This window comes from Paraburkholderia sp. BR14374 (genome assembly GCF_040948685.1).
GTDB lineage: Bacteria > Pseudomonadota > Gammaproteobacteria > Burkholderiales > Burkholderiaceae > Paraburkholderia > Paraburkholderia youngii.
Genome location: NZ_JBFPKF010000002.1, coordinates 103,734 through 128,391, shown reverse-complemented (window position 1 = coordinate 128,391; position 24,658 = coordinate 103,734). Strand labels below are relative to the sequence as shown.

At 64.7% G+C, this 24,658-nt stretch carries 21 protein-coding genes; 12 read left to right on the top strand and 9 right to left on the bottom strand.

Translation table 11 applies throughout. The features are described 5' to 3' along the window. The first annotated feature begins 58 nt into the window (after positions 1-58). The 3 genes from AB3X86_RS04505 to AB3X86_RS04495 all read left to right on the top strand — a co-directional run bounded on the left by AB3X86_RS04505 (position 59) and on the right by AB3X86_RS04495 (position 3,294). A complete protein-coding gene (locus AB3X86_RS04505; RefSeq protein WP_176379244.1) occupies positions 59-1,165 on the top strand; it encodes an ABC transporter permease in 1,107 nt (368 codons plus the stop codon). Between the two features lie 40 nt (positions 1,166-1,205). Then, on the top strand, positions 1,206-2,135 hold the full coding sequence (locus AB3X86_RS04500) for an ABC transporter permease (protein ID WP_176108325.1): 930 nt from the start codon (positions 1,206-1,208) through the stop codon (positions 2,133-2,135). 64 nt (positions 2,136-2,199) lie between these two features. Then, on the top strand, positions 2,200-3,294 hold the full coding sequence (locus AB3X86_RS04495; protein WP_368595083.1) for a BMP family ABC transporter substrate-binding protein: 1,095 nt from the start codon (positions 2,200-2,202) through the stop codon (positions 3,292-3,294). A gap of 108 nt (positions 3,295-3,402) precedes the next feature. Here AB3X86_RS04495 and AB3X86_RS04490 read toward each other — a convergent pair whose 3' ends face one another. Further along, positions 3,403-3,612, bottom strand: a complete 210-nt coding sequence (locus tag AB3X86_RS04490) for a dodecin (RefSeq protein ID WP_176125571.1) — start codon at positions 3,610-3,612, stop codon at positions 3,403-3,405. Positions 3,613-3,858: 246 nt separating this feature from the next. Between AB3X86_RS04490 and AB3X86_RS04485 the strand changes: the two genes are divergently transcribed. Both AB3X86_RS04485 and AB3X86_RS04480 read left to right on the top strand, forming a co-directional pair. After that, positions 3,859-4,800: an NAD(P)-dependent oxidoreductase gene (locus AB3X86_RS04485; RefSeq protein ID WP_368595082.1), complete on the top strand. Its 942-nt coding sequence runs from the start codon at positions 3,859-3,861 to the stop codon at positions 4,798-4,800. 93 nt (positions 4,801-4,893) lie between these two features. After that, positions 4,894-6,486 (top strand): ABC-F family ATPase, encoded by a 1,593-nt coding sequence (locus tag AB3X86_RS04480; RefSeq protein WP_368595081.1) that lies wholly within the window; start codon positions 4,894-4,896, stop codon positions 6,484-6,486. A gap of 103 nt (positions 6,487-6,589) precedes the next feature. Here the strand turns inward: AB3X86_RS04480 and AB3X86_RS04475 are convergent, their stop codons facing one another. From AB3X86_RS04475 to AB3X86_RS04465, 3 genes are all read right to left on the bottom strand, one after another. Continuing rightward, positions 6,590-7,366: a uracil-DNA glycosylase gene (locus tag AB3X86_RS04475; protein ID WP_368595080.1), complete on the bottom strand. Its 777-nt coding sequence runs from the start codon at positions 7,364-7,366 to the stop codon at positions 6,590-6,592. A 151-nt stretch (positions 7,367-7,517) separates the two neighbouring features. After that, the gene (locus AB3X86_RS04470; protein ID WP_090800501.1) at positions 7,518-7,721 is read right to left on the bottom strand and encodes a DUF1289 domain-containing protein; all 204 of its coding nucleotides are present in this window, start codon (positions 7,719-7,721) and stop codon (positions 7,518-7,520) included. A gap of 124 nt (positions 7,722-7,845) precedes the next feature. Further along, positions 7,846-9,147, bottom strand: a complete 1,302-nt coding sequence (locus AB3X86_RS04465; protein WP_368595079.1) for an Nramp family divalent metal transporter — start codon at positions 9,145-9,147, stop codon at positions 7,846-7,848. 534 nt (positions 9,148-9,681) lie between these two features. Here AB3X86_RS04465 and AB3X86_RS04460 point away from each other — a divergent pair. The 5 genes from AB3X86_RS04460 (at position 9,682) to AB3X86_RS04440 (ending at position 13,954) form a co-directional block, all read left to right on the top strand. Continuing rightward, positions 9,682-10,782 carry a polyamine ABC transporter substrate-binding protein gene (locus tag AB3X86_RS04460; protein WP_368595078.1) on the top strand — a complete coding sequence of 367 codons (1,101 nt, stop codon included), beginning with the start codon at positions 9,682-9,684 and terminating at the stop codon, positions 10,780-10,782. A gap of 90 nt (positions 10,783-10,872) precedes the next feature. After that, positions 10,873-12,039: an ABC transporter ATP-binding protein gene (locus AB3X86_RS04455; protein WP_368595399.1), complete on the top strand. Its 1,167-nt coding sequence runs from the start codon at positions 10,873-10,875 to the stop codon at positions 12,037-12,039. Beyond that, positions 12,036-12,968 carry an ABC transporter permease subunit gene (locus AB3X86_RS04450; protein ID WP_368595077.1) on the top strand — a complete coding sequence of 311 codons (933 nt, stop codon included), beginning with the start codon at positions 12,036-12,038 and terminating at the stop codon, positions 12,966-12,968. Before AB3X86_RS04455 ends, AB3X86_RS04450 begins: the two co-directional genes overlap by 4 nt. Beyond that, positions 12,965-13,783, top strand: coding sequence for an ABC transporter permease subunit (locus AB3X86_RS04445; protein WP_176108333.1), 819 nt, complete (start codon positions 12,965-12,967; stop codon positions 13,781-13,783). The genes AB3X86_RS04450 and AB3X86_RS04445 overlap by 4 nt, the downstream gene beginning before the upstream one ends. Positions 13,784-13,828: 45 nt before the next feature. Continuing rightward, positions 13,829-13,954 carry a hypothetical protein gene (locus AB3X86_RS04440; protein WP_255208739.1) on the top strand — a complete coding sequence of 42 codons (126 nt, stop codon included), beginning with the start codon at positions 13,829-13,831 and terminating at the stop codon, positions 13,952-13,954. A gap of 27 nt (positions 13,955-13,981) precedes the next feature. On the opposite strand, the gene AB3X86_RS04435 is transcribed toward AB3X86_RS04440, so the two are convergent. Continuing rightward, complete coding sequence (locus tag AB3X86_RS04435; RefSeq protein ID WP_368595076.1) at positions 13,982-15,472, bottom strand: flavin-containing monooxygenase; 1,491 nt, start codon at positions 15,470-15,472, stop codon at positions 13,982-13,984. Between the two features lie 211 nt (positions 15,473-15,683). On the opposite strand from AB3X86_RS04435, the gene AB3X86_RS04430 reads away from it, so the two are divergent. Then, positions 15,684-16,352: a TetR family transcriptional regulator gene (locus AB3X86_RS04430; protein WP_368595075.1), complete on the top strand. Its 669-nt coding sequence runs from the start codon at positions 15,684-15,686 to the stop codon at positions 16,350-16,352. 91 nt (positions 16,353-16,443) lie between these two features. Here the strand turns inward: AB3X86_RS04430 and AB3X86_RS04425 are convergent, their stop codons facing one another. From AB3X86_RS04425 to AB3X86_RS04415, 3 genes are all read right to left on the bottom strand, one after another. Beyond that, entirely contained in the window at positions 16,444-17,628 is a 1,185-nt protein-coding gene (locus AB3X86_RS04425) for a tetratricopeptide repeat protein (protein WP_368595074.1), read from the bottom strand. A 179-nt stretch (positions 17,629-17,807) separates the two neighbouring features. Then, complete coding sequence (locus AB3X86_RS04420) at positions 17,808-18,488, bottom strand: PspA/IM30 family protein (protein ID WP_368595073.1); 681 nt, start codon at positions 18,486-18,488, stop codon at positions 17,808-17,810. Positions 18,489-18,947: 459 nt separating this feature from the next. Beyond that, the gene (locus AB3X86_RS04415; protein ID WP_368595072.1) at positions 18,948-19,610 is read right to left on the bottom strand and encodes a hypothetical protein; all 663 of its coding nucleotides are present in this window, start codon (positions 19,608-19,610) and stop codon (positions 18,948-18,950) included. Between the two features lie 559 nt (positions 19,611-20,169). On the opposite strand from AB3X86_RS04415, the gene AB3X86_RS04410 reads away from it, so the two are divergent. Then, positions 20,170-22,671, top strand: coding sequence for a penicillin-binding protein 1A (locus tag AB3X86_RS04410; RefSeq protein WP_368595071.1), 2,502 nt, complete (start codon positions 20,170-20,172; stop codon positions 22,669-22,671). Positions 22,672-23,077: 406 nt separating this feature from the next. Here AB3X86_RS04410 and AB3X86_RS04405 read toward each other — a convergent pair whose 3' ends face one another. After that, complete coding sequence (locus AB3X86_RS04405) at positions 23,078-24,652, bottom strand: efflux transporter outer membrane subunit (RefSeq protein WP_368595070.1); 1,575 nt, start codon at positions 24,650-24,652, stop codon at positions 23,078-23,080. Positions 24,653-24,658: the final 6 nt, after the last annotated feature.

The window sequence follows — 24,658 nt, the reverse complement described above, 5'->3', positions numbered from 1 at the left end:
AAGCACGCACTCGAATGCGGACCCTGAAGAACAGAACCCGAACAAACCCACGCCACCCATGATGCTTCCTTATCGACTCGAAGCCCGCACCACGCCCTCGCGCACGATGCAGCTCGCCGTGCCGCTGATCGCCGCAGTGCTGACGCTCGCGATCGGCTTTCTTATTTTCGGCCTCGTCGGCCGCGACCCGTTGCAGGCGATGCACGCGTTCTTCATCGAGCCGCTGTCGAGCATCAACGGCTGGTCGGAACTGCTGCTTAAGGCGTCGCCGTTGTGCCTGATCGGCCTTGGGCTCGCGATCGGTTACCGCGCGAACGTGTGGAACATCGGCGCCGAAGGGCAGATGCTGCTCGGCGGCATCGCGGCAAGCGGCGTCGCGATCTATTTCGATCAGGCGAGCGGCTGGTGGATCCTGCCGACGATGATGCTCGCGGGCATCCTCGGCGGCATGGCGTGGGCTGCGATTCCCGCGTTCCTGAAGAGCCGTTTCAATACCAACGAGATTCTCGTGAGCCTGATGCTCACGTACGTCGCGACCCAACTGCTGATCTACCTGGTGAGCGGCCCGTGGCGCGATCCGCAGGGCATGAACTTCCCGCTGTCGGAGATGTTCAGCGGCGACGCGCTGTTTCCGACGCTGTACGGCGACTGGCACTGGAAATTTCTGCGCGGCACGCGCCTGAACGCGTCCGTGTTCCTCACGCTGATCGCGATTCCACTCGTCTGGCTGTTTATGCGCAAGAGCTTCGCGGGCTACCGGATGAACGTCGGCGGACTCGCGCCGCTCGCCGCTCGCTACGCCGGCTTCTCCGACAAGAAGACGATCTGGACCTCGCTGCTGATTAGCGGCGGCCTCGCGGGCCTCGCCGGCATGGGCGAGATCGCCGGTCCGATCGGCCAGTTGCAGGCGACGTGGTCGCCGGGCTACGGCTTCACCGCGATCATCGTCGTGTTCGTCGGCCGCTTGCATCCGCTCGGCATCGTGCTCGCCAGTCTGCTGATGGCGCTGCTGTATCTCGGCGGCGAAGCGGTGCAGACCTCGATGCAATTGCCGCAGGCGCTGTCGGGCGTATTTCAGGGGTTGCTGCTGTTCTGCCTGCTCGGCGCCGACCTGTTCGTGAACTACCGCGTGCGGCGCCGCTCGACCGTGGCAGTGGGTCATTGAGCTTGCCAATCAGCTCGCTAAACCGCTTTCAGAACTCGATATGGATATCCAGCAAGCCAGCGCGCTCACGTCGAGCGCGATCACCGCGTCGATCCCGCTGATGTTCGCGGGCGCCGGCGAACTCGTCGCCGAAAAATCGGGCGTGCTCAATCTCGGCGTGGAAGGGATGATGCTGATGGGCGCGGTCAGCGGCTACGCGGTCACGTCGATCACCGGCAGCCCGTGGCTCGGCGTGCTCGCCGCGATTGGCGCCGGTCTCGCGATGTCGCTGCTGTTCGCGTTCCTGACGCTGACGATGCTCGCCAACCAGGTCGCGACCGGCCTGTCGCTGACGATCTTCGGCATCGGATTGTCCGCGTACGTCGGCAAGCCGTACACGTCGGCCGCGGTGCGCGCGACGATCGATACGTGGACGATCCCCGGCCTGTCGAAAATCCCGGTGCTCGGTCCCGCGCTGTTTACGCTCACGCCGCTCGATTACCTCGCGTTCCTGATGTTCGCGGCGATCGGCTGGTTTCTGTATCGCACGCGCGCGGGGCTCGTGCTGCGCTCGGTCGGCGAATCGCCGCAGGTCGCGCACTCGGTCGGCTTTCCGGTGGTGGGCGTGCGCTATGGCGCGGTCGCGTTCGGCGGCGGCATGGCGGGGCTCGCGGGCGGCTACTATTCGATCGTCAATCTGCACCTGTGGCAGGAGAACCTGACCTCGGGCCGCGGCTGGATCGCGCTGGCCCTCGTCGTGTTCGCGACGTGGCGCCCGGGACGTCTCTTGATCGGCTCGCTGCTGTTCGGCGCGGTGACGGGGCTGCAGTTCTACGCGCAGGCGATCGGCGTGCCGGTGCCGACGCAGTTCCTCGCGATGCTGCCCTACGTCGCGACGATCGTCGTGCTGGCGCTGATCTCGCGCAATCCGAACACGATTCGCCTGAATGCGCCCGCGTCGCTCGGCAAGCCGTTTTTCTCGGCGGGCTGACGGCGAAACGGGTTTTTTTATCGATTCCGCTCACTACTATTCGCTCATCACGACAGGGGAAAACATGAAGAGAAGAAATCTGCTGACCGCTTTCGCGTGGGGTGCGGCGTCGCTCGCACTCGCCGCGCCGCTCGCGCAAACCGCGCAGGCCGCCGATGTGCCGGGCGTCGCGTTCGTCTATCTCGGCAATCCGGGCGATGCCGGCTGGACCTTCGCGCACGATCAAGGCTCACGCGAAGCCGAAGCGAAGTTCGGCAACAAGATCAAGATCACGCGCGTCGAGAACGTGCCGGAATCGGCCGACTCGGAGCGCGTATTCCGCGATCTCGCCAACAAGGGCAACAAGATCATCTTCGGCACGAGCTTCGGCTTCCAGGACTTCCAGCTGAAGGTCGCGAAGGACTTCCCGGACACCATCTTCCTGCACGCGACCGGCTACAAGAAGGCGCCGAACTTCGGCACCTACGACGTACGCATGTACCAGGGCGCGTATCTTGCCGGCGTCGCCGCGGGCTACGTGACGAAGAGCAACACGCTCGGCTTCGTCGCATCGGTGCCGATTCCGGAAGTGGTGCGTAACATCAACGCGTTCACGCTGGGTGCGCGCTCGGTGAACCCGAAGGTGCATACGAAGGTGATCTGGATCAACAGCTGGTTCGATCCGGGCAAGGAAAAACAGGCCGCCGAAACGCTGATCGGCCAGGGCGCCGACGTGCTGCTGCAAAACACCGATTCGAGCGCGACGCTCGCCACAGCTTCGGAGAAGCACGTGCACGCGTTCGGCTGGGATTCGGACATGAAGAAGTTCGGTCCTGATGCGCATCTCGGCTCGGTGGTCGCGCACTGGGGCGTGTACTACAGCGCGGTGATCCAGCAGGTGCTCGACGGCAAGTGGAAGAACGATCCGGTGTGGTGGGGCATTCCGCAGAAGGCCGTCAACCTCGAAAACCTGAACACGTCGGCGATTCCGGCCGATGGGCAGAAGCAGGTCGCCGCCAGGCGCGAAGAACTCGCGAGCGGCAAGCGCGACGTGTTCACTGGCCCGATCAAGGATCAGTCGGGCACGGTGAAGGTGCCGGAAGGCAAGACCCTGACCGATGCGGAATTGCAGCGCCTGAACTGGTACGTCGAGGGTGTCGACGGGTCGCTGCCGAAGTAACGCGGGCGGTCCGCTGTTGAAAAAAGCTGCATCCAGCCTGGGCTCGATGCAGCTTTTCTGTTTGCGGCCTGCGCGTGGCAGCGCGCAAGCGTGTCGTGCGGTCGCCGCTCAGTCCTCGATGCGCAGGCCGACCTTCAGCGTGACCTGCCAGTACGCGACCTTGCCGTTCTCGATCTGGCCGCGCGTTTCCGTGACCTCGAACCAGTGCAGATTGCGCAGCGTTTCCGACGCTTTGGCAATCGCGGTGGTGATCGCGTCGTCGATCGATGTCTTCGACGAACCGGTCAGTTCGATCTTCTTGTAAACGTGTTCTGACATGAATTCCTCCTTGGTGTGCGCCGCTGGTCGATAAAACGCTGCTCGGAAACGCGCATGGAAAAAGTATAGGCAACGGTTCGCGCAGTCCGTCGAACATATGCGTGCTCGCGAGCGTCATCGCCTGCGCGGCGGATCAAACGTCGCGCCCGGACCATCGATGCCGCACGTCGCGTGCCCGGTATCGCATGGTCGTTATCATGTGTACGCAACATAGCCCATTCAATCTGATCGCAACGAGGTTCGAACGTGGAAATTGGTTTTTGCGGCCCCGGTCTGATGGGCGCGCCGATGATCCGGCACCTGCTGCGCGCGGGCCATACCGTGCATGTGTGGAACCGCACGCGAGCGAAGGCCGAGGCGTTGCGGGCCGAGGGCGCGCACGTCGTCGATGCGCCGCGTGAGCTGGCCGCGCGCTGCGACGCGGTGCTGCTGTGCGTCGCGGACGCGGCGGCGGTCGAACAGACCGTGTTCGGCCCGGCGGGGCTGCTCGATGGCGATCCTTCGACTCCGCGCCGTGTGCGCTGGATCGTCGATCATTCGAGCATTGCGCCTGCCGCGACGCGCGCGCTGGCGCGACGGGTGGCGGATTTCGCCGAGCAGGGCGGGGCTGCGGGCACCGCAGCTTCCCGGGATGGCGCTTCGATCGGCTGGATCGACGCACCGGTGTCGGGCGGCGTCGCCGGCGCCACGGCGGGCACGCTCGCGATCATGGCAGGCGGTGAGGCCAGCGATCTCGCCGCGGTGCGCCCCTTGCTCGATGCCTATGCCGCCCGCGTCACGCACATGGGCGAGGTCGGCGCCGGGCAAACCGCGAAGCTGTGCAATCAGGCGATCGTCACCGCGACCGTCGCCGCGATCGCCGAGGCGGTGAGCCTCGCGCAGCGCAGCGGCATCGACGCCGCGAAGCTGCCCGAGGCGCTCGCCGGCGGCTGGGCCGATTCGGTGCTGCTGCGGATCTTCGTGCCGCGGATGACGCAAAGCGATCTCGCGCCGATCGGCGCGTTGCGCACGTTTCAGAAGGACGTCGATACGGTTGCGGCGACCGCCTACGAGACCGGCACGCCGATGCCGGTCGCGTCGACGGTCCAGCAATTGCTGCGACTCGGTGCCGCGATGGGGCTCGCCGACGCGGATTTTTCGGCCTTCATCGACATTCTGCAGACGCCGCGCGACGGCTCGAACGGGTGACGCGGGCCGGGGCGGGCGAACTGTCGGGTTGAAATCTCTAAACCTGCTAAAATATTGGGTTTTTCGCCGATATCACATTCAAAGGGACGCGCCGTGCTGTCTACTGCCAATATCACCATGCAATTCGGGCCGAAGCCCCTCTTCGAGAACATTTCGGTCAAATTCGGGGAAGGGAACCGCTATGGCCTGATCGGTGCGAACGGCTGCGGTAAATCCACCTTCATGAAGATTCTCGGTTCGGATCTGGAGCCGAGCTCGGGCAACGTGATGCTCGAGCCGAACGTGCGTCTGGGTAAGCTGCGCCAGGACCAGTTCGCGTACGAGGACGTGCGCGTGCTCGACGTCGTGATGATGGGCCACACCGAAATGTGGGCCGCGATGACCGAGCGCGACGCGATTTACGCGAACCCCGACGCGACCGACGACGACTACATGCACGCGGCCGAACTCGAAGCGAAGTTCGCCGAGTACGACGGCTACACGGCCGAAGCGCGCGCGGGCGAACTGCTGCTCGGCATCGGCATCGCGATCGAAGACCACAACGGCCCGATGAGCAACGTCGCACCGGGCTGGAAGCTGCGCGTGCTGCTCGCGCAGGCGCTGTTCTCGAAGCCGGACGTGCTGCTGCTGGACGAGCCGACCAACAACCTGGACATCAACTCGATCCGTTGGCTGGAAGACATTCTGAACCAGTACAACTCGACGATGATCATCATCTCGCACGACCGGCACTTCCTGAACCAGGTCTGCACGCACATGGCCGACATGGACTACGGCACGCTGAAGGTCTATCCGGGCAACTACGACGACTACATGCTCGCGAGCACCCAGGCGCGCGAGCGTCAGCAGGCCGCCAACGCAAAGGCGAAGGAGCGCGTGGCCGATCTGCAGGACTTCGTGCGCCGCTTCTCGGCGAACAAGTCGAAGGCCCGTCAGGCGACCAGCCGTCTGAAGATGATCGACAAGATCAAGATCGAGGAATTCAAGCCGTCGTCGCGGCAGAATCCGTTCATCCGCTTCGAGTTCGAGAAGAAGCTGCACAACATCGCGGTGGTCGCCGAGAGCATTTCGAAGAAGTACGAGCGCTCGATCTTCAATAACTTCAGCATCAGCGTGCAGCCGGGCGAGCGTATCGCGATCATCGGCGAGAACGGCGCGGGCAAGACCACGCTGCTGCGCTCGCTGCTCGGCAATCTGCAACTCGATCACGGCACGGTGAAGTGGGCGGAAAACGCGAACGTCGGCTACATGCCGCAGGACACGTACGAAGAGTTTCCGGATGACGTCACGCTGATGGACTGGATCGACCAGTACCGCAAGGAAGGCGACGACGAGCAGATGGTGCGCGGCACGCTAGGCCGCCTGCTGTTCAATGCCGACGACATCCGCAAGTCGGTCAAGGTGCTGTCGGGCGGCGAGAAAGGCCGCATGATCTGGGGCAAGCTGATGCTCGGCCGCCACAACGTGCTGCTGATGGACGAGCCGACCAACCACATGGACATGGAGTCGATCGAGTCGCTGCAGATCGCGCTGGACAAGTTCGAAGGCACGCTGATTTTTGTTTCGCACGACCGTGAGTTCGTCAGCGGCCTCGCGAACCGGATCATCGAAGTGCGCACGGACGGCACGCTGAACGACTTCGGCGGCAACTATGAGGACTTCCTGACGAGTCAGGGCGTTCAATAAGCGCTGGGTCGCTGGTTTTCAGCGATCCCCCAGAGGCCCATGCTGGCAGTTTGCCGGCGTGGGCCTTTTGTTTTGGTGGCTAGCCGGTGCCCCAGGCGCTGGACTAATGCCGGCTCAGCGCGAGCCGTCGAATGACTTCATCCAGCGTACCCATGGGGCGATTCTTCGCTTGAACCGCGCTATTTGCAGGTTTCGCCGCTCTCGCCGTAGGGTGCCTCACGAGTTCGTGCAGCGGCCGCATCGGGTGACTGAGCAGCGCGCTTTCCGCTTCCCGTCCAAGCGCAACGAACCGCACGTTTGGAGGGAACAGGCCGATGAAGTCAGTCAGAATCTGGACTGTCGCATGTAGCTCTGGATTCGTTGGGCGGCGGTTGCTTTCGGTGTCTTCGTCCGCGAACGGATGAAACGGGAATGCATTCCATAGCGCAAACTCGGTTGGATCGAAGCCGTTGGAAAGCATCGTCTGCCAGACGACCGAGGCCGTTCTCTCATAGACACCGTCTGCGCGGTCCGTCATTCGAGGCAGCGCATCGCGGCAACTGGTGCGGGTTGCCGAACCCGGCAGATAGTCCGGTAGCGGGCCGCGCTCCGTTCTCCTGGCGAAGCCGTTGAGCTTCGCATCGTTGCCAAGCAGAATCCGCTCGGAGGTCATCGCGATGCCCGTGAAACGTCCGCCGCGGCAGCTCAGCGCTTCCGCAATCAGAATCACCTTGACGCTCGTCCGGCGCGCTTGCAGGTAGGCGGCGAGCTGTTGCTGGCGAATCAGTGGCGCGTTGATGCCGGGCTGATCGCGTTCATCGGTCTCGGACCACGGATTGAACACGTGGGCCATTCGGCGCCATTGCGCGAGGCACTGAACGAAGTCCCTGGTGGTGGTCATGGAGCCGAAGTTTTCCGCAGCGTTCTCGGGTTTGGATGCATGCGCTTCCAACGCGCACAGAGGAAACCACAAACCAAAAAAATGCCGGGACGTCCCGGCATTCTTCATGGTCGCAAGCAACCTCGAACTGCGATGCGTGCAGACGACCGGCTCACACCTTGTCGTTCTGAAAGCGCATCGCCGTGCCTTCCCGTTCGATCCGGGTCCAGATCGCGCGCTTTTCCTCGTCGCTGAGGAACACCCAGTTCGACACTTCGGTCGCGGTGCGGCCGCAGCCTTTGCAGACCTCGTCGAAGAGCGTGGAGCAGACGCCGATGCACGGGCTGTCGGGAAGATCGTGGAGATTCGAAGTCATCGGAAACCTTGGGGCGGGGAGGCAAAGTTCCGCTATGTTAACCGATGCGCGGAGCGTGCCCTGCAAGCGGCGTCAGCGCGATGCGAAGTTCACGACGACCGCGCGCCGACGTCCGCGGCCGCCGTCATGCCCCGGTCGCCAGCTGCCACAACAACGCGCCGTTGAGCGCAATGATGAACCACGCCGACAGCCAGGCCAGCACGAGCGGCAGGCCGTGCACGCGCCAGCCGCGCATCAGCGTCGGGTCGGACGCACAGCGGATCAGCGGCACGACCGCGAGCGGCAATTGCAGGCTCAGCACGACCTGGCTCGCGACCAGCAACTGATTCGAGCCATGCTGGCCGAACATGCCCACCGCGAGCAGGGCCGGCCCGATCGCGAGCGCACGCGTGAGCAGTGCGCGTTTCCAGCGCGGCAAGCGCAGCCGCAGGAAGCCTTCCATCACCGCCTGACCGGCCAGCGTGCCAGTGACGGTCGCGCTGAGTCCGCACGCGAGCAGCGCCGCCGCGAACAGGATGCCGGCCCAGCGGTTGCCGACGAGCGGCGCGATCAGCCGATGCGCATCGGCCAGATCGGTGACGTCGCGATGGCCGCTGGCATAGAACACGGCGGCCGCGACGATCAGCAGCGCGGCGTTGATCACGAACGCGAACGCAAGCGAGCCGAAGGTGTCGATGTTGACGACGTGCAGCGCGGCCTTGATCTGCGCGTCGCTGCTCTCGGGCGCGTGGTGCTTGACGAGCGCCGAATGCAGATACAGGTTGTGCGGCATCACCGTCGCGCCGACGATGCCCGCCGCGAGCCACAGCATGCCCGCGCTTCTGATCAGCTCGATGCTCGGCGCGGTGCCGGCGAGCGCCGCGTGCCAGTCGGGCCGCGCGAGCGCGAGCTGCACGACGAAGCACAGCCCGACGAAGCCGATCAGCGCGGCGATCACCGCTTCCAGCCTGCGGCCGCCTTTCTGCCGGAGCGCGAGCAGCGCGAACGTGCAGACCGCCGACATCAGCACGCCGACCGTGAGCGACACGCCGAGCAGCAGTTGCAGCGCGACCGCGCTGCCGACCACCTCGGCGACGTCGACGGCGATGATCGCGACTTCGCTCGTCAGCCATAGAAACAGCGTGGTGCGCCGGCCATTGCGCTCGCGGCACAGCTGCGCCAGGTCGCGCCCGGTCACGACGCCGAGGCGCGACGACAGCCACTGCATCAGCATCCCCATCAGGCTCGCCAGCAAGACGATGCCGAGCAGGCGGTAGCCGTAGCCCGCGCCGGCGCCGAGCGCGGTCGCCCAGTTGCCGGGGTCGATATAGCCGACCGCGATCAGCGCGCCGGCGCCGAGGAACGAGAACCAGTGCGCCGGACGCGTCGGCTCGCCCGGCAGACGCCGGCGCCGGTTGGGACGCATCGCGAAAGGATTGGTGTTCATCGTGCCAGAGCTTCCGGGAAACGCAGCCTGTTGCAAGTCATATGCCCACCGCAGGCGCGCAGCGGCTGGCCGGCCGTCGCGAGGCGACGTCGCGCAATCCGCATCAATGGATCATGATAGGAGCATTCGAGCCCTCGTGGCGAAGCCGGTGCGCATGAAAGGTGCGCTGCCGCGCCGACGCGGCTCTGCACCGGCATGCAGCTTCCGGCACCCGCGCGGGCGCGAGCGGCGCCCCGGCCAGGTGCGAGCCGACGCCGACCTGACAAGCAGATAACAGCGACGCGACGAAACCCCCGCAACCTGCGCCAGCGCGGGGAAAGCGCGACCCCGGCGCGCGTATTTTCCGGTAGACACGCGCCGATAACCCGTTAAAATTGCGGCCATTTTGCAAGGGTGCGGCCAGAGCCTGTACCGTTTGCGCGACAGCTCCGGGTTTTTTTTGGAGTGGGCAATAATTGGTGGTAGTTTTCGGGGTTTTCAGGGGGCCGTGCGCGCGAGCGCGCGGCTTGAGTGACGACGGGAGCGGAGAACGGGATGAACAAACGGATAGTGGGGCAGGTGGCGGCGCTGATCTTGTGCGCGGCGCCGTGGTTGACGGCCGCTGCGAAAGATACGCAGCTGAACGTGTATAACTGGTCCGACTATATCGCGAAGGATACGATCCCGAACTTCACGAAACAGACCGGCGTTCAGGTCAAGTACGACAACTACGACAGCGACGACACGCTGCAGGCGAAGCTGCTCACCGGCAACTCGGGCTACGACATCGTCGTGCCGACCAGCAACTATGCGGGCAAGCAGATCGCCGCGGGCATCTTCGAGCCGCTCGACAAATCGAAGCTGCCGAACCTGAAGTACCTCGACCCGTCGCTGATGGCGCTCGTCGCCGGCGCCGATCCGGGCAACAAGTACGTGGTGCCCTGGGCGTACGGCACGACCGGCCTCGGCTACAACGTGACGAAGGTCCAGCAGATCCTCGGCAAGGACGTGCCGCTCGATAACTGGGACATTCTGTTCAAGCCGGAAAACATCTCGAAGCTGAAGGCCTGCGGCGTGTCGGTGCTCGACGCGCCGGACCAGATGTTCGCGGCCGCGCTGCACTACATGGGCCGCGACCCGATGAGCACGAACCCGGCCGACTACCGCGCCGCGCTCGAAATGCTGAAGAAAATCCGTCCGTACATCACGCAGTTCAACTCGTCGGGCTACATCAACGACCTCGTCGGCGGCGACGTGTGCTTCGCGTACGGCTGGTCGGGCGACGTCGTGATCGCCAAGCATCGCGCGCTCGAAGCGAAGAAGCCGTACAAGATCGAGTACTTGGTGCCGAAGGGCGGCGCACCGGTGTGGTTCGACGTGATGGCGATTCCGAAGGACGCGAAGCACAAGGAAGCCGCACTCGAGTGGATCAACTACATCGAGACGCCGCAGGTGCACGCCGCGATCACCAACGCCGTCTACTACCCGAGCGTCAATATGGAAGCGCGCAAGTACGTGGACAAGGACGTCGCGAACGATCCGGCCGTGTACCCGTCGCCGGAAACGATCAAGACGCTGTTCCTGTTGAAACCGCTGCCGCAGGAAATCCAGCGGCTGCAAACGCGACTGTGGACCGAGTTCAAGTCCGGCCGCTAAGCGCGGCAACAAACAGATAAGAAGCCTATGAAGCCCTCGGTGTTCACCGGGGGCTTTGTTCGTCAAACGCCGGAGTGAAGCAGCATTATGATGAGTAGTGACCAGCCGGGCGCGCTGGCCGGGACGGCCGTGCCGTCGACGGGCCCGAGCGCCGTTACGGGAGACGCAGCGGAGCAGTTCATCCAGATCGTCGACGTCGTGAAGAAGTTCGGCGAGACCGTCGCGGTCAAAGGGGTCAACCTGACGGTAAAGAAGGGCGAGCTGTTCGCGCTGCTCGGCAGTTCGGGCTGCGGCAAGTCGACCTTGCTGCGCATGATGGCCGGGCTCGAAACCGTGACGTCGGGCAAGATCCTGATCGATGGCGAAGACCTCGCGCAACTGCCGCCGTATCGCCGGCCGGTCAACATGATGTTCCAGTCGTACGCGCTGTTCCCGCACATGACGGTCGAGGCGAACGTCGCGTTCGGCCTGAAGCAGGAAGGCGTGCCGAAGGCCGGTCTGAAAGACCGCGTGCACAACGCGCTCGAACTCGTGCAGATGGGCCGCTTCGCGAAGCGCAAGCCGCATCAGCTGTCGGGCGGCCAGCAGCAGCGCGTCGCGCTCGCGCGCTCGCTCGTCAAGCGGCCGAAGCTGCTGCTGCTCGACGAGCCGATGTCGGCGCTCGACAAGCAGATCCGCCAGCGCACGCAGATCGAGCTCGTCAACATTCTCGACCAGGTCGGTGTCACCTGCATGATGGTCACGCACGATCAGGAAGAAGCGATGACGATGGCCAACCGCCTCGCCGTGATGAGCGAAGGTCAGATCGTGCAGCTCGGCACGCCGCATGAAGTCTACGAGTATCCGAACAGCCGTTTCTCGGCGGAATTCATCGGCTCGACCAATCTGTTCGAAGGCCGCACGGTCGAGGACGAACCCGATCACGTGTTCATCGAAACGCCGGATCTGACCTGCCGTTTGCACGTCAATCACGGCATCACCGGTCCGCTCGGCATGCCGGTGACGATCTCGGTGCGGCCCGAACGCATCGCGCTCACGCGCAAGCCGCCCGAGGGCGCCTACAACTGGGGCAAGGGCGTCGTCACGAATATCGCGTACATGGGCGGCTATTCGCTGTATCACGTGAAGCTCGAGGGCGGCAAGACCGTCATCGCGAACGTGACGAGCCTCGCGCTCACCGAAATCGATCCGCCGTCCTGGGGCGACGAAGTCTACGTGCGCTGGAGCGCATCGGCCGGCGTGGTGCTGACGTCATGAAAGAAGCGCTTCGCTCGTTTTTCACGTGGCCCGTGCGGCGTCTGAAGCTCACGGGACGCACCGCGGTGGTGGCGGGACCGTTCATCTGGCTGCTGCTGTTTTTCCTCGTGCCGTTCCTGCTGGTCGTGAAGATCAGCTTCGCCGATTCGCAGCTCGGCATTCCGCCGTACACGCAGCTCGTCACCTTCGCGGAAGGCGCGCTGCACATCACGCTCGATCTATCGCACTACGCGTTTCTGCTGACCGACAGCCTGTACTTCGCGACCTATGTGAATTCGGTCGTGGTCGCGGCGATTTCGACCCTGCTGTGTCTGCTGATCGGCTATCCGATGGCGTACTACATCGCGCGCTCCAATGCAGCCACCCGCAATCTGCTGATGATGGCCGTGATGCTGCCGTTCTGGACTTCGTTCCTGATCCGCGTGTACGCATGGATCGGCATTCTGAAGAACAACGGGCTGCTGAATAACTTCCTGATGTCGGTCGGCCTGATCCATACGCCGATCGAGCTGTATCACACGAACACGGCGGTCTACATCGGCATGGTCTATTCGTACCTGCCGTTTCTCGTGATGCCGCTTTACGCTCACCTCGTGAAAATGGACCTGACCTTGCTCGAAGCCGCCTACGACCTCGGCGCGAAGCCGTGGAAGGCGTTCTGGCAGATCACGCTGCCGCTGTCGAAGAACGGCATAGTCGCGGGCTGCCTGCTGGTGTTCATTCCGGCGGTCGGCGAGTACGTGATTCCGGAACTGCTCGGCGGCGCGAACACGCTGATGATCGGCCGCGTGATGTGGAACGAGTTCTTCGACAATGCGGACTGGCCGATGGCGTCCGCCGTCACCTGCGCGATGGTGTTGCTGCTGCTGGTGCCGATGGCGCTGTTCCAGCATGCGCAGGCGAAGGCATTGGAGGAGGGCCGCCAATGAAACCGAATCGCATGCTGCAGCTGATTGCTCTCGGCATCGGCTTTCTGTTTCTGTATATCCCGATCGTTAGCCTCGTCGTGTATTCGTTCAACGAATCGCAACTGGTCACGGTGTGGACACGCTTTTCGACACGCTGGTACGCGGCGCTGTTGCGGGACGACGAGCTCATCACGTCGGCGTGGCTGTCGCTGCGGATCGGCTTGCTGACGGCGTTCGCGTCGGTGATCATCGGTACGTGGGCCGGCTTCGTGCTCGCGCGGATGGGCCGCTTTCGCGGCTTCACGCTGTACACGGGCATGATCAACGCGCCGCTGGTGATCCCCGAAGTGATTCAGGGCATTTCGCTGCTGCTGCTGTTCATCGAAATGGCGCGCTGGATCGGCTGGCCGGCCGAACGCGGCATCTTCACGATCTGGATCGGCCACGTGATGCTGTGTATTTCGTACGTCGCGATCATCGTGCAGTCGCGCGTGCGGGAGTTGCATCCGTCGCTCGAGGAAGCCGCGCTCGACCTCGGCGCGACTCCGTTGCGCGTGTTCTTCTCCGTGACGCTGCCGCTGATTTCACAGGCGCTGGTGTCGGGTTGGCTGCTGTCGTTCACGCTGTCGATCGACGACCTCGTGCTGTCCGCGTTCCTGTCGGGTCCCGGCTCGACGACCTTGCCGCTCGTCGTGTTCTCGCGCGTGCGTCTCGGCCTGAATCCGGAGATGAATGCGCTCGCGACGCTGTTCATCGCGGTCGTCACGGTCGGCGTGGTCGCGGCGAACTTCTTCATGCAGCGCGCGGAGCGCAAGCGGGCCGTGATGGCGGTTTGAGGTCGCGCGACGCGTTGGGCGCCTTCATTTCTTCTGGCGATAGCGATGTTCGAGTCCCTTCTGCGCGTGCTGGACTGGCAGCCGCTTTATCGGCTGTGGGAACTGATCGTGATCATCGTGAAGTTTCTATGGGAGCTGTTGCGATTGCTAAGCGGTGGCGGAGGGCAGTGATTGCGCCTGCCGCCGCGCGAGGCCGATTCAACGCGCGAAGCGGTAATCCTGCGGCCGCACGCGCCGCGTACGCTTGCGAAAGCTGAACGTGAAGCCGGGCCAGATCGCGGTGACCTTGCCGCTCTGGGTCTGATACCAGCTATGGCAGCCGCTCGTCCATACCGCGTGCCGCATCTCCTGCTGCAAACGCGCATTGAATTCGCGCTGCACGTCGGCGCGTAGGGTCATCGTGCGCGCATTGCGTTTGCGCAGCACGCGCAGGCAATCGCCGATGTAGCGCAGTTGCGACTCGATCATGTAGATCATCGAGTTATGGCCGAGCCCCGTGTTCGGGCCGACGATCATGAAGAAGTTCGGGAAGTTCGCGATGCTCGTGCCGAGATAGGCCTCCGGACCGTCGCGCAGCCATAGCGTGCTGAGGTCGGTGCCGTCGAGGCCGGTCACTTCGAACGGCGCGGGCACGTCGTTGACCTGGAAGCCGGTGCCGCAGATGATCGCGTCCGCGTGGTGATGCACGCCGTCCTCGGTCACGATGCCATCCGCGACGATCTCGCGAATGCCGCTCGTCACGACATCGACGTTCGGCTGGCACACGGCCGGGTAATAGTCGCTCGACAGCAGCACGCGCTTACAGCCGAGCCGATAGTTCGGCGTGAGCTTCGCGCGCAGCGCCGGGTCCTTGACGCGTCGCTCCAGATAGCTGAGGCCGAACTTCATCGGCATCTCCATCAGCTTCGGATTGACGACGAACGCGATCCCACGCGATTCGAGCTGCCAATAGATCGCGCTGCGAACGAAGCGCTGCGTGAACGGCAGCGTACGGAACAGCCATTGCGCGCGCGGGCCGATCGGCTTGTCGCGCTTCGGCATCACCCACGGCGCGGTGCGCTGGAACAGGTCCAGATGCGCGACACGCGGCTGGATTTTCGGCACGAACTGGATCGCGCTCGCGCCGGTGCCGATCACCGCGACGCGTTTGCCGTCGAGCGGATACGCGTGATCCCAGCGCGCCGAGTGAAACAGCTTGCCTTCGAAACGTTCGATGCCGGCGATGCGCGGCAGCGCGGGACGCGACAGCGGACCGTTCGCGGCGATCAGCATGTCCGCCTCGATAATTTCGCGCACACCGTTCGTGTCGAGCTCGACGAGCCAGATCTGCCGCGCTTCGTCGAAGCGCGCGGCGCTCACTCTCGCATTGCAGCGCACATAGCGATCGACGCCGTACTTGCGCGCGCAGTGCTGCAGATACGCGAGAATTTCGGCCTGGCTGCTGAACGAGCGCGACCACGCCGGATTCGCCTCGAACGAAAACGAATACAGATGCGAGGGGACGTCGCAGGCCGCGCCGGGGTAGGTGTTGTCGCGCCACGTGCCGCCGATGCCGCTCGCGGCCTCGTAGACGGTAAACGATGTGATGCCCATCTGCTGCAGACGGATCGCCATGCCGATGCCGGCAAAGCCACTGCCGACGATCGCAATGCGCGGCGCGGTGGATGAGGGGGAGGGGGCAGGCGTCACGGCGGTCTCCGGCACGGGCGAAAGCGGGGGTGAAACGACAGCGGCTACCGAGCGGCGGGCTCGCGCGGCGCGTACGGCCGAAGCCGAAATCGCGCGTCTACACCTGTCTATAAATGGCTCACCGCGCAGGGTAGACAACCGTACACATCGCGTCAAGATCGTTTAGAGTGCAGCTATTGAACGCGTATACCGCGCGATGATTGAACGCACGATGACCACTGTCCCCGAAGCATCGTCCGTCGCCGGCCCGGAGTTGCCGCCCGGCAAGCGCAAGCTGATCGAAGCCGCGCTGCGGTTGACCGCCGGCGGCCGCAGTTTCGCGAGCCTCGGCTTGCGCGAGCTCGCGCGCGAGGCGGGCCTCAATCCGAACACGTTCTACCGTCATTTCAGCGCGCTCGACGAACTCGCGCGCGAAGCCGTCGCCGCCGTGAGCCGTCGGCTTCGGCCGATGCTGCGGCGCGAGCGCTGGCTCGGCGCGCATGACGAGCCGCACAGCGTGCCGCGGCGCGCGTGCGTCGCTTTTTTCGCGTTTGCGCTCGCGAACCGCGAGGCGTTCCTGAGCGCGCTGGCGGAGTACCACGGCACGTCGCCGGCCTTGCGCGAAGCGGTGCGCGCGAACCTGCACGAGGTGTCGGCGGAAATGGCGGACGACGTCGTGCAACTCGAACTGATGCCGCGACTTGCGCGCGAAACCGTCGACGAAGTCTGCATGCAGATCGTGCTGCAACTGTTTCATCTATCCGCTGAATACATCGACGCGAACGACGCGCGCCGCGACGCATTGATCGATTACGCCGAGCGTTTCATCGTGCGGCTGTTCGCAGGGGCGGTCGTGCTCGCGCAGCACGAGGGTAGCCAGGCGGCATCGGCGCGGGCCTGAAAAAAGCGCAAGCGCTACACAAAACCGGCAGGCAAAAAACAGGCTCCGCGAAGGAGCCTGGGTTTCATTCGACGGGATCGATCGGGTGAGATCAGGTATCGGTCCAACCGCCGGAATCGTCGTTGCTGCCCATGTCGATGCCGCCGCCGCTGCCGTCATCGTTCCAGTCGTTCGAACCCTGACCGAAGTCGAGGCCGCCGCCGTTTCCGCCGTCGTTGCCGCGCCGGCGCAGTTCGTCGGGGTCGACGATCACGTCGCGCTCGATCACGCGGTCACGCCCATGACTGAGCGCCTCGCCAAGCAGCACGCCGGTCAGCAGACCGCCCATGCCGCCACCCATGCCACCGCCTTGCTGCACGATGACCTGCGGCTGCTGCTGCACCGGACCCTGTTGCGGATAAGGCGGCTGCGGATTGCCAAAGCGCTCGGCCTCCTGCGCATACGCCGATTGCTGGCCGGTGCCCACCGACGCGGCGGTCGGATCGGGCCGGCCGTCGGCGCGCGCACGCAGGCTCGCGATGCGTTGCTCGAACTCGTCGAGTGCATAAGGCGGCAGCGGATTCTTGCCGTTCGACAGCGTTTCGACAGTGCCGCGCAACTGCTCTTCGGTCGCTTCGACGTCTTTCTCGAGCAACTCGTGGCCCGGCGCGGTGGACAGCTTCACGTCGAGCTTGATCGAACGCACCGTGTTGAGCATGTCGGTTGCACGCTTCAATTGCGCGCGACGGTCCTCGTCAGCGCGAGTGTCTTCCTGGCCGCGCGCGCGGCGCAAGGTCCAGCGCAGCACAAACGCGATCGCCACGATCAGAACAACGATACCGATCCACATACCCACCCCCGGACCATGCCGTAATTGCGCTTGCGACGCCATTGCCGACTGTTGCTGCACAGCAGGCGCATTCTGCTGCGCGAACGGATTCGCGGCATGACGGGTGACGTTGTTGCCCGCGCGCTCCGCGTCGCGGCGCAGGCGCGCTTCGGTTTGCGCGAAGCGGCTCGGGTCGGTGAAGCGGATCTGCGGATCGAGCGTCTTCGCCTGCTGGAGTTGCGCGAGCGCCTCGGCGGAACGGCCTTCGCGATCGAGCACCTGGGCGTACAGATAATGCGCGTGTGCGTTGTTCGGATGCGCTTGCAACACTTCGGTAAGGCCGGCGTCGGCCTGCTGCCAGTTGCCCTGCGCCATCGCCGATTCGATTTGCTGAGCGGTCGGCACCGCGAACGCCGCGGCCGACACAAGCAGCAGCGAAGCGAAGGCGGTTGCGAAAAGTTTTTTCATTTGCGGACCGGGCGGGGCGCGCCCGTCTCCATCAGTCGATTGCGGTGGCTGCCTGTGGCTGCCGATATGCCGGTGCGTTCAGCAGCGAGCGCACCGGCATGTACTGCTACTGCTGTTGTCACTGCCGCGTGTACCTGCTTCGCGTACTTGCCATGAGGTGGTACACACGCATCCAGCATTTACTGCGCCGGCGTATTGAGCTGCTTCTTCAGCGCTTCGAGCCGGTCGTCGACGGACGGGCCGCGGTTCAGGTCCGCGAGCTTGTCGTCGAGCGCCTTGCCGCTTTTCTCGTCGGCGGAGTTCAGACGCGCGTCGGAACGCGCGTTCGACAGCGCGACTTTGTCTTCGAGCTTCTGGAAATCTTCGGACAGGTTCTTGCCGCCGATGCCGCCGAGTGCCGTGGCCGCCGTATCTTTCGCCTGCGCGATCTGCTGCTTGGCTTGCAGGATGTTCGAGCGTGCGTTCAGGTCGTTGCGGCGCGTGCGCATGTCCTCGATCTGGCTCTTCAGTTGCGCGACCGACGGCTCCAGCGAGGTCAGCTCTTTCGTCAGTGCATCGCGTTCGGCTTCGGCGGTGGCCTGCGCGCCGAGCGCTTCACGCGCGAGCGCTTCGTCGCCCGACTGCAGCGCACGACGAGCACCGTCTTCATACTTCTTCGCCTTGTCCGCGGCAACATCGCGCTTGCTTTGCTGGGTGGCGACCTGCGCCTGAATCTCGATCAGCGAGTTCTCGGCTTTGCCGATGCTTTCGTCGAGTTCGCGCACGATCTGGCGCGAGTCACGCGACGGATCCTGCACCGAGTCGGCCGCATCGTTCAGAAGACCCTTGAGCGTGCGCGAAATGCTGTCAAAAAGCGACATGAAAACCTCCAGAGAATGTGAGCGGCGCCGACGATGCGTGCGCGCCTGACTGCTTTGAATTACTGCTACTTTACGCCGCCGCGCGCGATGCTGCGCAACGTTCGGACCGGAGTTCGGGGCGTACTTGCCAATTGCAATAGCGCGGTCCGTTTTTGTTGGGGCGCAATGCCGGGTCGAGGCTTGCCTGGATGATGGAAAGCCGCGACGGGCATGGACTTGACGGCGGATATTACACCATCGGCTTTCTTAAAGATGGCTTGAACGATGCGGCCTTCCGGAGGCTGAAGCGATGCTGGAAAGCCACTGTTTGCAAGCGTGTGCGGGCATTATCGAGCAGCGGTTCATACAGGTGTCACTGATGTAACGATATGCAACGCGGACTCGTTGCATACCTCTGCCTGTTCGTTCGGATGCAGTGATCGCGGCCCGATGCGCGGTAATTTTCCGTCACGCTTTCGGTCACGCGAAGCGGCCGCCTTCGGCGCTCGGGTCGCTGTGCGGTTCGTCGTCGTCGGTGGCCGGCTCGTTGGGGCGGCGCTTCAGAGAGTTGCGCAGGCGCGCCGAGGTGCCGGACAGCCGTTGCGACGCGGCATGTTCGATTGCGTCCGTCTTCGTGTTTTCGGCGTTGTCGGCGGCTCGTGCCGCGGTCAGGCGCGCGACGGCTTCGGCGGTGGCCGCCGCCTGTTCGTCCTGCTCGGCGGCGAGCGCGGCGGCGACACCCGCAGGAAGCAGCGGGGCGGGGGAACTGGCAGCGTCCGTCGCGACAGCGGGGCGACCGGCTGGCGGCATTGCGGGCGGGTCCGCGGCATCGGCTGCGCCGGCAGGCGCGCTTGCCGCGTCTTTGTCAGGCGCTTGCAGCGACGCCGGCAGCGCGGCGCGCGCATGGCGCGTACCGCGCGCGACGCGTTGCAGCGCCGCGTTCAGCGCATCGGGCGCGCGCGGCGCGCGCAGCCGGTCGACGATGCTCGCAGCCTTGACCTGCTCGCTGGTCGCACCGAAGCTCAGCACCGCGCGCCGCATCAGTTCGCTTACGCTGATGCCCAGTTCCTCCGCAGTCGCGGTAATCGCACGTTTCTGCGCAGTCGTGACGAATACGACGATGCGCTCGCTGGGCTTGGACATGATCGACTCGCAGTATTGTTGGCATGGGCGGGTCGGCGCGTGCCCCCGGGATACGGTTTCGAACCCGTCAACGGAGCTGCCGGCGGAACCCGCCGCTGGGTCCCCGTCGCGCGCATCGACAGACGTGCGCGGGGTTCATCATATGACGAGTTGCGCCGCCACGGAATAAGCGTGATGCGAAAATCCCGTGACATCAATGAGTTGTAGTGATTGCGGCCGGTTTGTCCACAGCCCTTTCAACAGAAAATGTTGATAACCCCGCATAAGCCGCGCTTCGCACGCACGCTGCGATCCGCACTGCGCGAAATTACAGCCCCTTACCAGGAAAAGGCGGCCGTCGAAGGGAATTCTTACAAAAAAACCGCGTTGGAACGCTGCTGATTTCTTTAAAATGCGCTGTTACGTTGCGCCGGACATGGTCCGAGGCGTGCCGTGCGGCCGGCCGGGGGCAAGGTCCGCAGGGCGGCGTACGTCCCCGGCCAGGATGTCGATCACGACCCATGCGCGCGCCGCGTGCGCGTGCAGACAGGCGCGCAGTTGCGGGCCCATTACTCCAGTCATGCCAATCATCAAACGACCGCATTCCTCGAATTCTCCGGCCGGTGAAGACCGGGACTCCCATCAACGCACCCCAGGACGCAATGCTGCTTCGCGCGACGCCGAGTACGGCCGTCGTTCGATCGGTGCGTCGCTCGTGCTGTGGTTTATCGGCCTGATCGCGACCGTCGCCGTGATCGGCGCGCTGATCGTCGGCTATGCGCTCGTCGTGATGGGGCCGCAGTTGCCGTCGCTCGACGCGCTCACCGACTATCGCCCGAAGGTGCCGCTGCGCGTCTACACCGCGGATCACGTGCTGATCGGCGAATTCGGCGAGGAGCGCCGCAGCCTCGTGCGCTTCCAGGACATCCCCGACCAGATGAAGAAAGCGGTGCTCGCGATCGAGGACTACCGCTTCTACGAACACGGCGGCGTCGACTTCGTCGGCATTCTGCGCGCCGGTTTCGCCGACCTTGCGCATGGCGGCGCATCGCAGGGGGCGAGCACGATCACGATGCAGGTCGCGCGCAACTTCTTCCTCTCCAGCGAGAAGACCTACACCCGCAAGGTCTACGAAATGCTGCTCGCGTACAAGATCGAGCGAGCGCTGACGAAAGACCAGATCCTCGAGCTGTACATGAACCAGATCTACCTGGGCGAGCGCGCATACGGCTTCGCCGCGGCCGCACGCGTGTACTTCGGCAAGGACCTGAAGGACATCTCGCTGGCCCAGGCCGCGATGCTCGCGGGCCTGCCGAAGGCGCCGTCCGCGTACAACCCGGTCGTCAATCCGAAGCGCGCGAAGATCCGTCAGGAGTACATCCTGCGACGCATGCTCGAACTGCGCTACATCACGCAGCAGCAATATGACCAGGCCGTGAAGGAAGAGATTCACACGAAGAATCCGGGCAACGAGTACAGCGTGCATGCCGAGTACGTCGCCGAAATGGTGCGGCAGATGATGTACGCGCAGTACAAGGATGAAACCTACACGCGCGGCCTGAACGTCACGACGACGATCGACTCCGCCGATCAGGACGCCGCGTACCGCGCGGTGCGCAAGGGCGTGATGGACTACGAGCGGCGCCACGGCTATCGCGGACCGGAGGGCTTCGTGCAGTTGCCCGAGGCCGGCGACGACCGCGACCAGACCATCGACGACGCGCTGACCGATCACCCGGACAACGGCGAGATCATCGCCGGCGTGGTGACGGCCGCGAACGCGAAGCAGGTGGTCGCGCAACTGGTCGACGGTACGCAGGTGACGGTGTCGGGCGACGGCCTGCGCTTCGTCGCCGCCGCGCTGAGCCCACGCGCGAACCAGACGCTGCACATCAGGCCGGGTTCGATCGTGCGCCTCATCGCCGACGACAAGGGCAACTGGCAGATCACGCAGCTGCCGCAGGTCGAGGGCGCGCTGGTGTCGCTGACGCCGCAGGACGGCGCGATCCGCGCGCTGATCGGCGGTTTCGACTTCAACAAGAACAAGTTCAACCATGTGACGCAAGCGTGGCGCCAGCCGGGTTCGAGCTTCAAGCCGTTCATCTATTCGGCCGCGCTCGACAAGGGTCTCGCCCCGGCGACGATCATCAACGACGCGCCGCTGTACTTCCCGCCGAGCACGCCGGGCGGCGACGCGTGGGAGCCGAAGGACGACGACCAGCCTGATGGTCCGATGTCGATGCGCCTCGCGCTGCAGAAGTCGAAGAACCTCGTGTCGATCCGCATCCTGTCGTTCATCGGCACCAAGTATGCGCAGGACTTCGTCACGCAGCGCTTCGGCTTCGACGCCGACAAGACCCCGCCGTATCTGCCGATGGCGCTCGGCGCGGGCCTCGTCACGCCGCTGCAGTCGGCGGGCGCGTACTCGGTGTTCGCGAACGGCGGCTACCGGATCAATCCGTATCTGATCAACGAAGTGACCGACGCGCGTGGCGTGGCGATCTCGCGCGCGCAGCCGCTCGTCGCTGGGCACGATGCGCCGCGCACGCTCGAGCCGCGCAACGCGTACATCATGAACAGCCTGTTGCACTCGGTCGCGACCGCGGGTACGGGCGCGGGCACCAACGTGCTGAAGCGCTCGGACCTGCAGGGCAAAACCGGTACGACCAACGATGCTAAGGACGGCTGGTTCGCCGGCTATCAGCAGTCGCTGGTGGCGGTCGCCTGGATGGGCTATGACCAGCCGAAGAGTCTCGGCAGCCGTGAATTTGGCGCGCAACTCGCGCTGCCGATCTGGGTCGAGTACATGCAGCGCGCGCTGCGCGGTGTACCGCAGGCCGAGCCGCCGCAACCCGACGGCGTGACGGCGATGGACGGTGAGTTGTTCTTCAGCGACAAGTTGCCGGGGCAAGGCTTCGTCGCGAGCATCGGTCTCGATTCGAGCAATCCGATGGCCGGCGCGACCGATGCGATGGGCGGTGTGGGGCCGGCGGGCATGACGCCGCCGGTAGTGCCGCCGCCGAGCGTGTCGACGACCGAGAAGAAGCAGATCATGGATCTGTTCGAGTCGAACAAGCCTTGATGTTTTTGACAGCGCGTACGCGGTCGGCTTCGGCGGGTCGCGCACGCGTTCACCCCTTCGGGTCGGATTCCTGGCCTATCCTTCCTTCTTTGCGCGATGCGTGCGCGAATGCATCGGCGGCTGAATCCATCGCGCGCTCAAGCACTTGGACGCGATCTCCAGGCCTTATCAACAGGTCTTTCAACACATTCTGTGGATAACGGCGCTGGCCGTTTTCTTCCCGTCGTGACTCCGCTTGATCGCGTCGTTGCTTGGAAATTGCCGCGCCCGATAACACGCAGGACAAAACGATTCGCCTCAAGCACTTAGCCGCTTCGCCCCTAGCTTATCAACAAGTCTGTCAACACAAACTGGGGATAACACGAACTGGGGACAAGTGCTCGGCGTTCGGTAGGGAATCCCAGGTTTAGTTGGATGCGGTTGTGTTCGGTGTACCGACGGGCGCCGACGCAGACGCAGCAGTAGAAGCGGCCGCCACCGGCGCGGACGAGGTCCGGCCCTGATCGAGCGGCGGATTCCCCATCGCTTGCAACAGCGCAGCCGTGTCAGTCAGCCGCGCACTCGTATAGCGGATCTCGTCGAGCTGCGCGTTGCGCCATTGCTGCTCGCTCGAACGGGCCGCCGCGACGGGCAGCGAGCCGAGCCGATAGCGCGCCGACGTCTCGTTGAACACGCCCTGTGCCGAACGCGCGGCGATGTTCGCGGCATCGAGCGACTGCGCGTCGTGCTCGAGCGAGGCGAGCGTATCGGCGACGTTCTGGAACGCGGCCAGCACGGTCTGTTTGTACTGCGACACGCTCGCTTCGTAGGTGTGTTGCGCCGCGCGGCGCTGCGCGAGCAGCGCGCCGCCATGAAACAGCGGTTGCGACAGCGACGCGCCGATGCTCCAGATCGCCCCCGCACCGGACATCGCGACCGGCCAGCTAAACCCGCCTTGTCCCATCGATGCCGACAGCGACAGACTCGGGAACATCTGCGCGGTGGCGACGCCGACATCGGTCGCAGCGGCCTTCAGCGCGGCGTCGGCGGCCTCGATGTCAGGCCGCGTGCGTAGCAGCTCCGACGGCACCACGACCGGCACCTGCTCGGGCAGATGCAATTGCGCGAGATCGATGTCGTCCGGCGCGGCATCGGGCGTGCGGCCAAGCAGCACCGCGAGCGCGTGACGCGTGGTGAGCCACTGTTGCTTCAGCGCCGGCAGACTCGCCGACACGCTCGCCGCGCTCTGCTGCGCGTTCAGAAGATCGGCGTGCGAGACCGCGCCGAGCGCGAAGCGCCGTTCGGTATCGCGCGCCTGATCGTTGGCGAGGACCACGAGCCGCTCGGTCGTATCGATCTGTGCATGCAGCGCGGCGCTCGTGATCGTCGCGGTCACGATGTTCGCCGCGAGCGCGCGCCGCGCCGCCTCGAGCTGGTACACCTGCACGTTCACGCGCGCCGCGAGCGCCGCGTTCGCGAGGCGCGCGGAGCCGAACAGATCGAACGTATAGTGCGCCTGCAACTGGCCGACGAACACGTTGTACAGAAACGTGTTCGGTCCGATCTCGGGGATCGCGAGCGCGCGATTGCGGGTGGCCTGGCCGCCGGCGTCGATGGTCGGCAGCAGCGAACTGCCGACCTGCGCGCGCAACTGCTCACGCGCGGCGGCGAGACTGCGGTCGGTCGCGTCGAGCGTCGGACTATTGCGCAAGCCTTCGTCGACGAGCGCGTTTAGCGCCTCCGAGCGATACAGCTTCCACCATTCGGGCACCGGTTGCGCGCCGGTCACGAACTGCTGCGTGATGCCCTGCGCGGGGACGGTTTGCGTCGGCAGCGGCTCGGCACCGTAGTGCGCGGGCTGCGGCATCGCGGGCGCGTCGCCGTTCGGTCCGAACGAGCAGGCGCCGAGCATGCAGGTGATGCTCGCGATGCCGGTGGCCAGCGTGGTGCGGGCCAGCGCGTCGAAGCGCGCGCGGCGGCGGGATAGGGCGGGAATAGTCATGCTCGT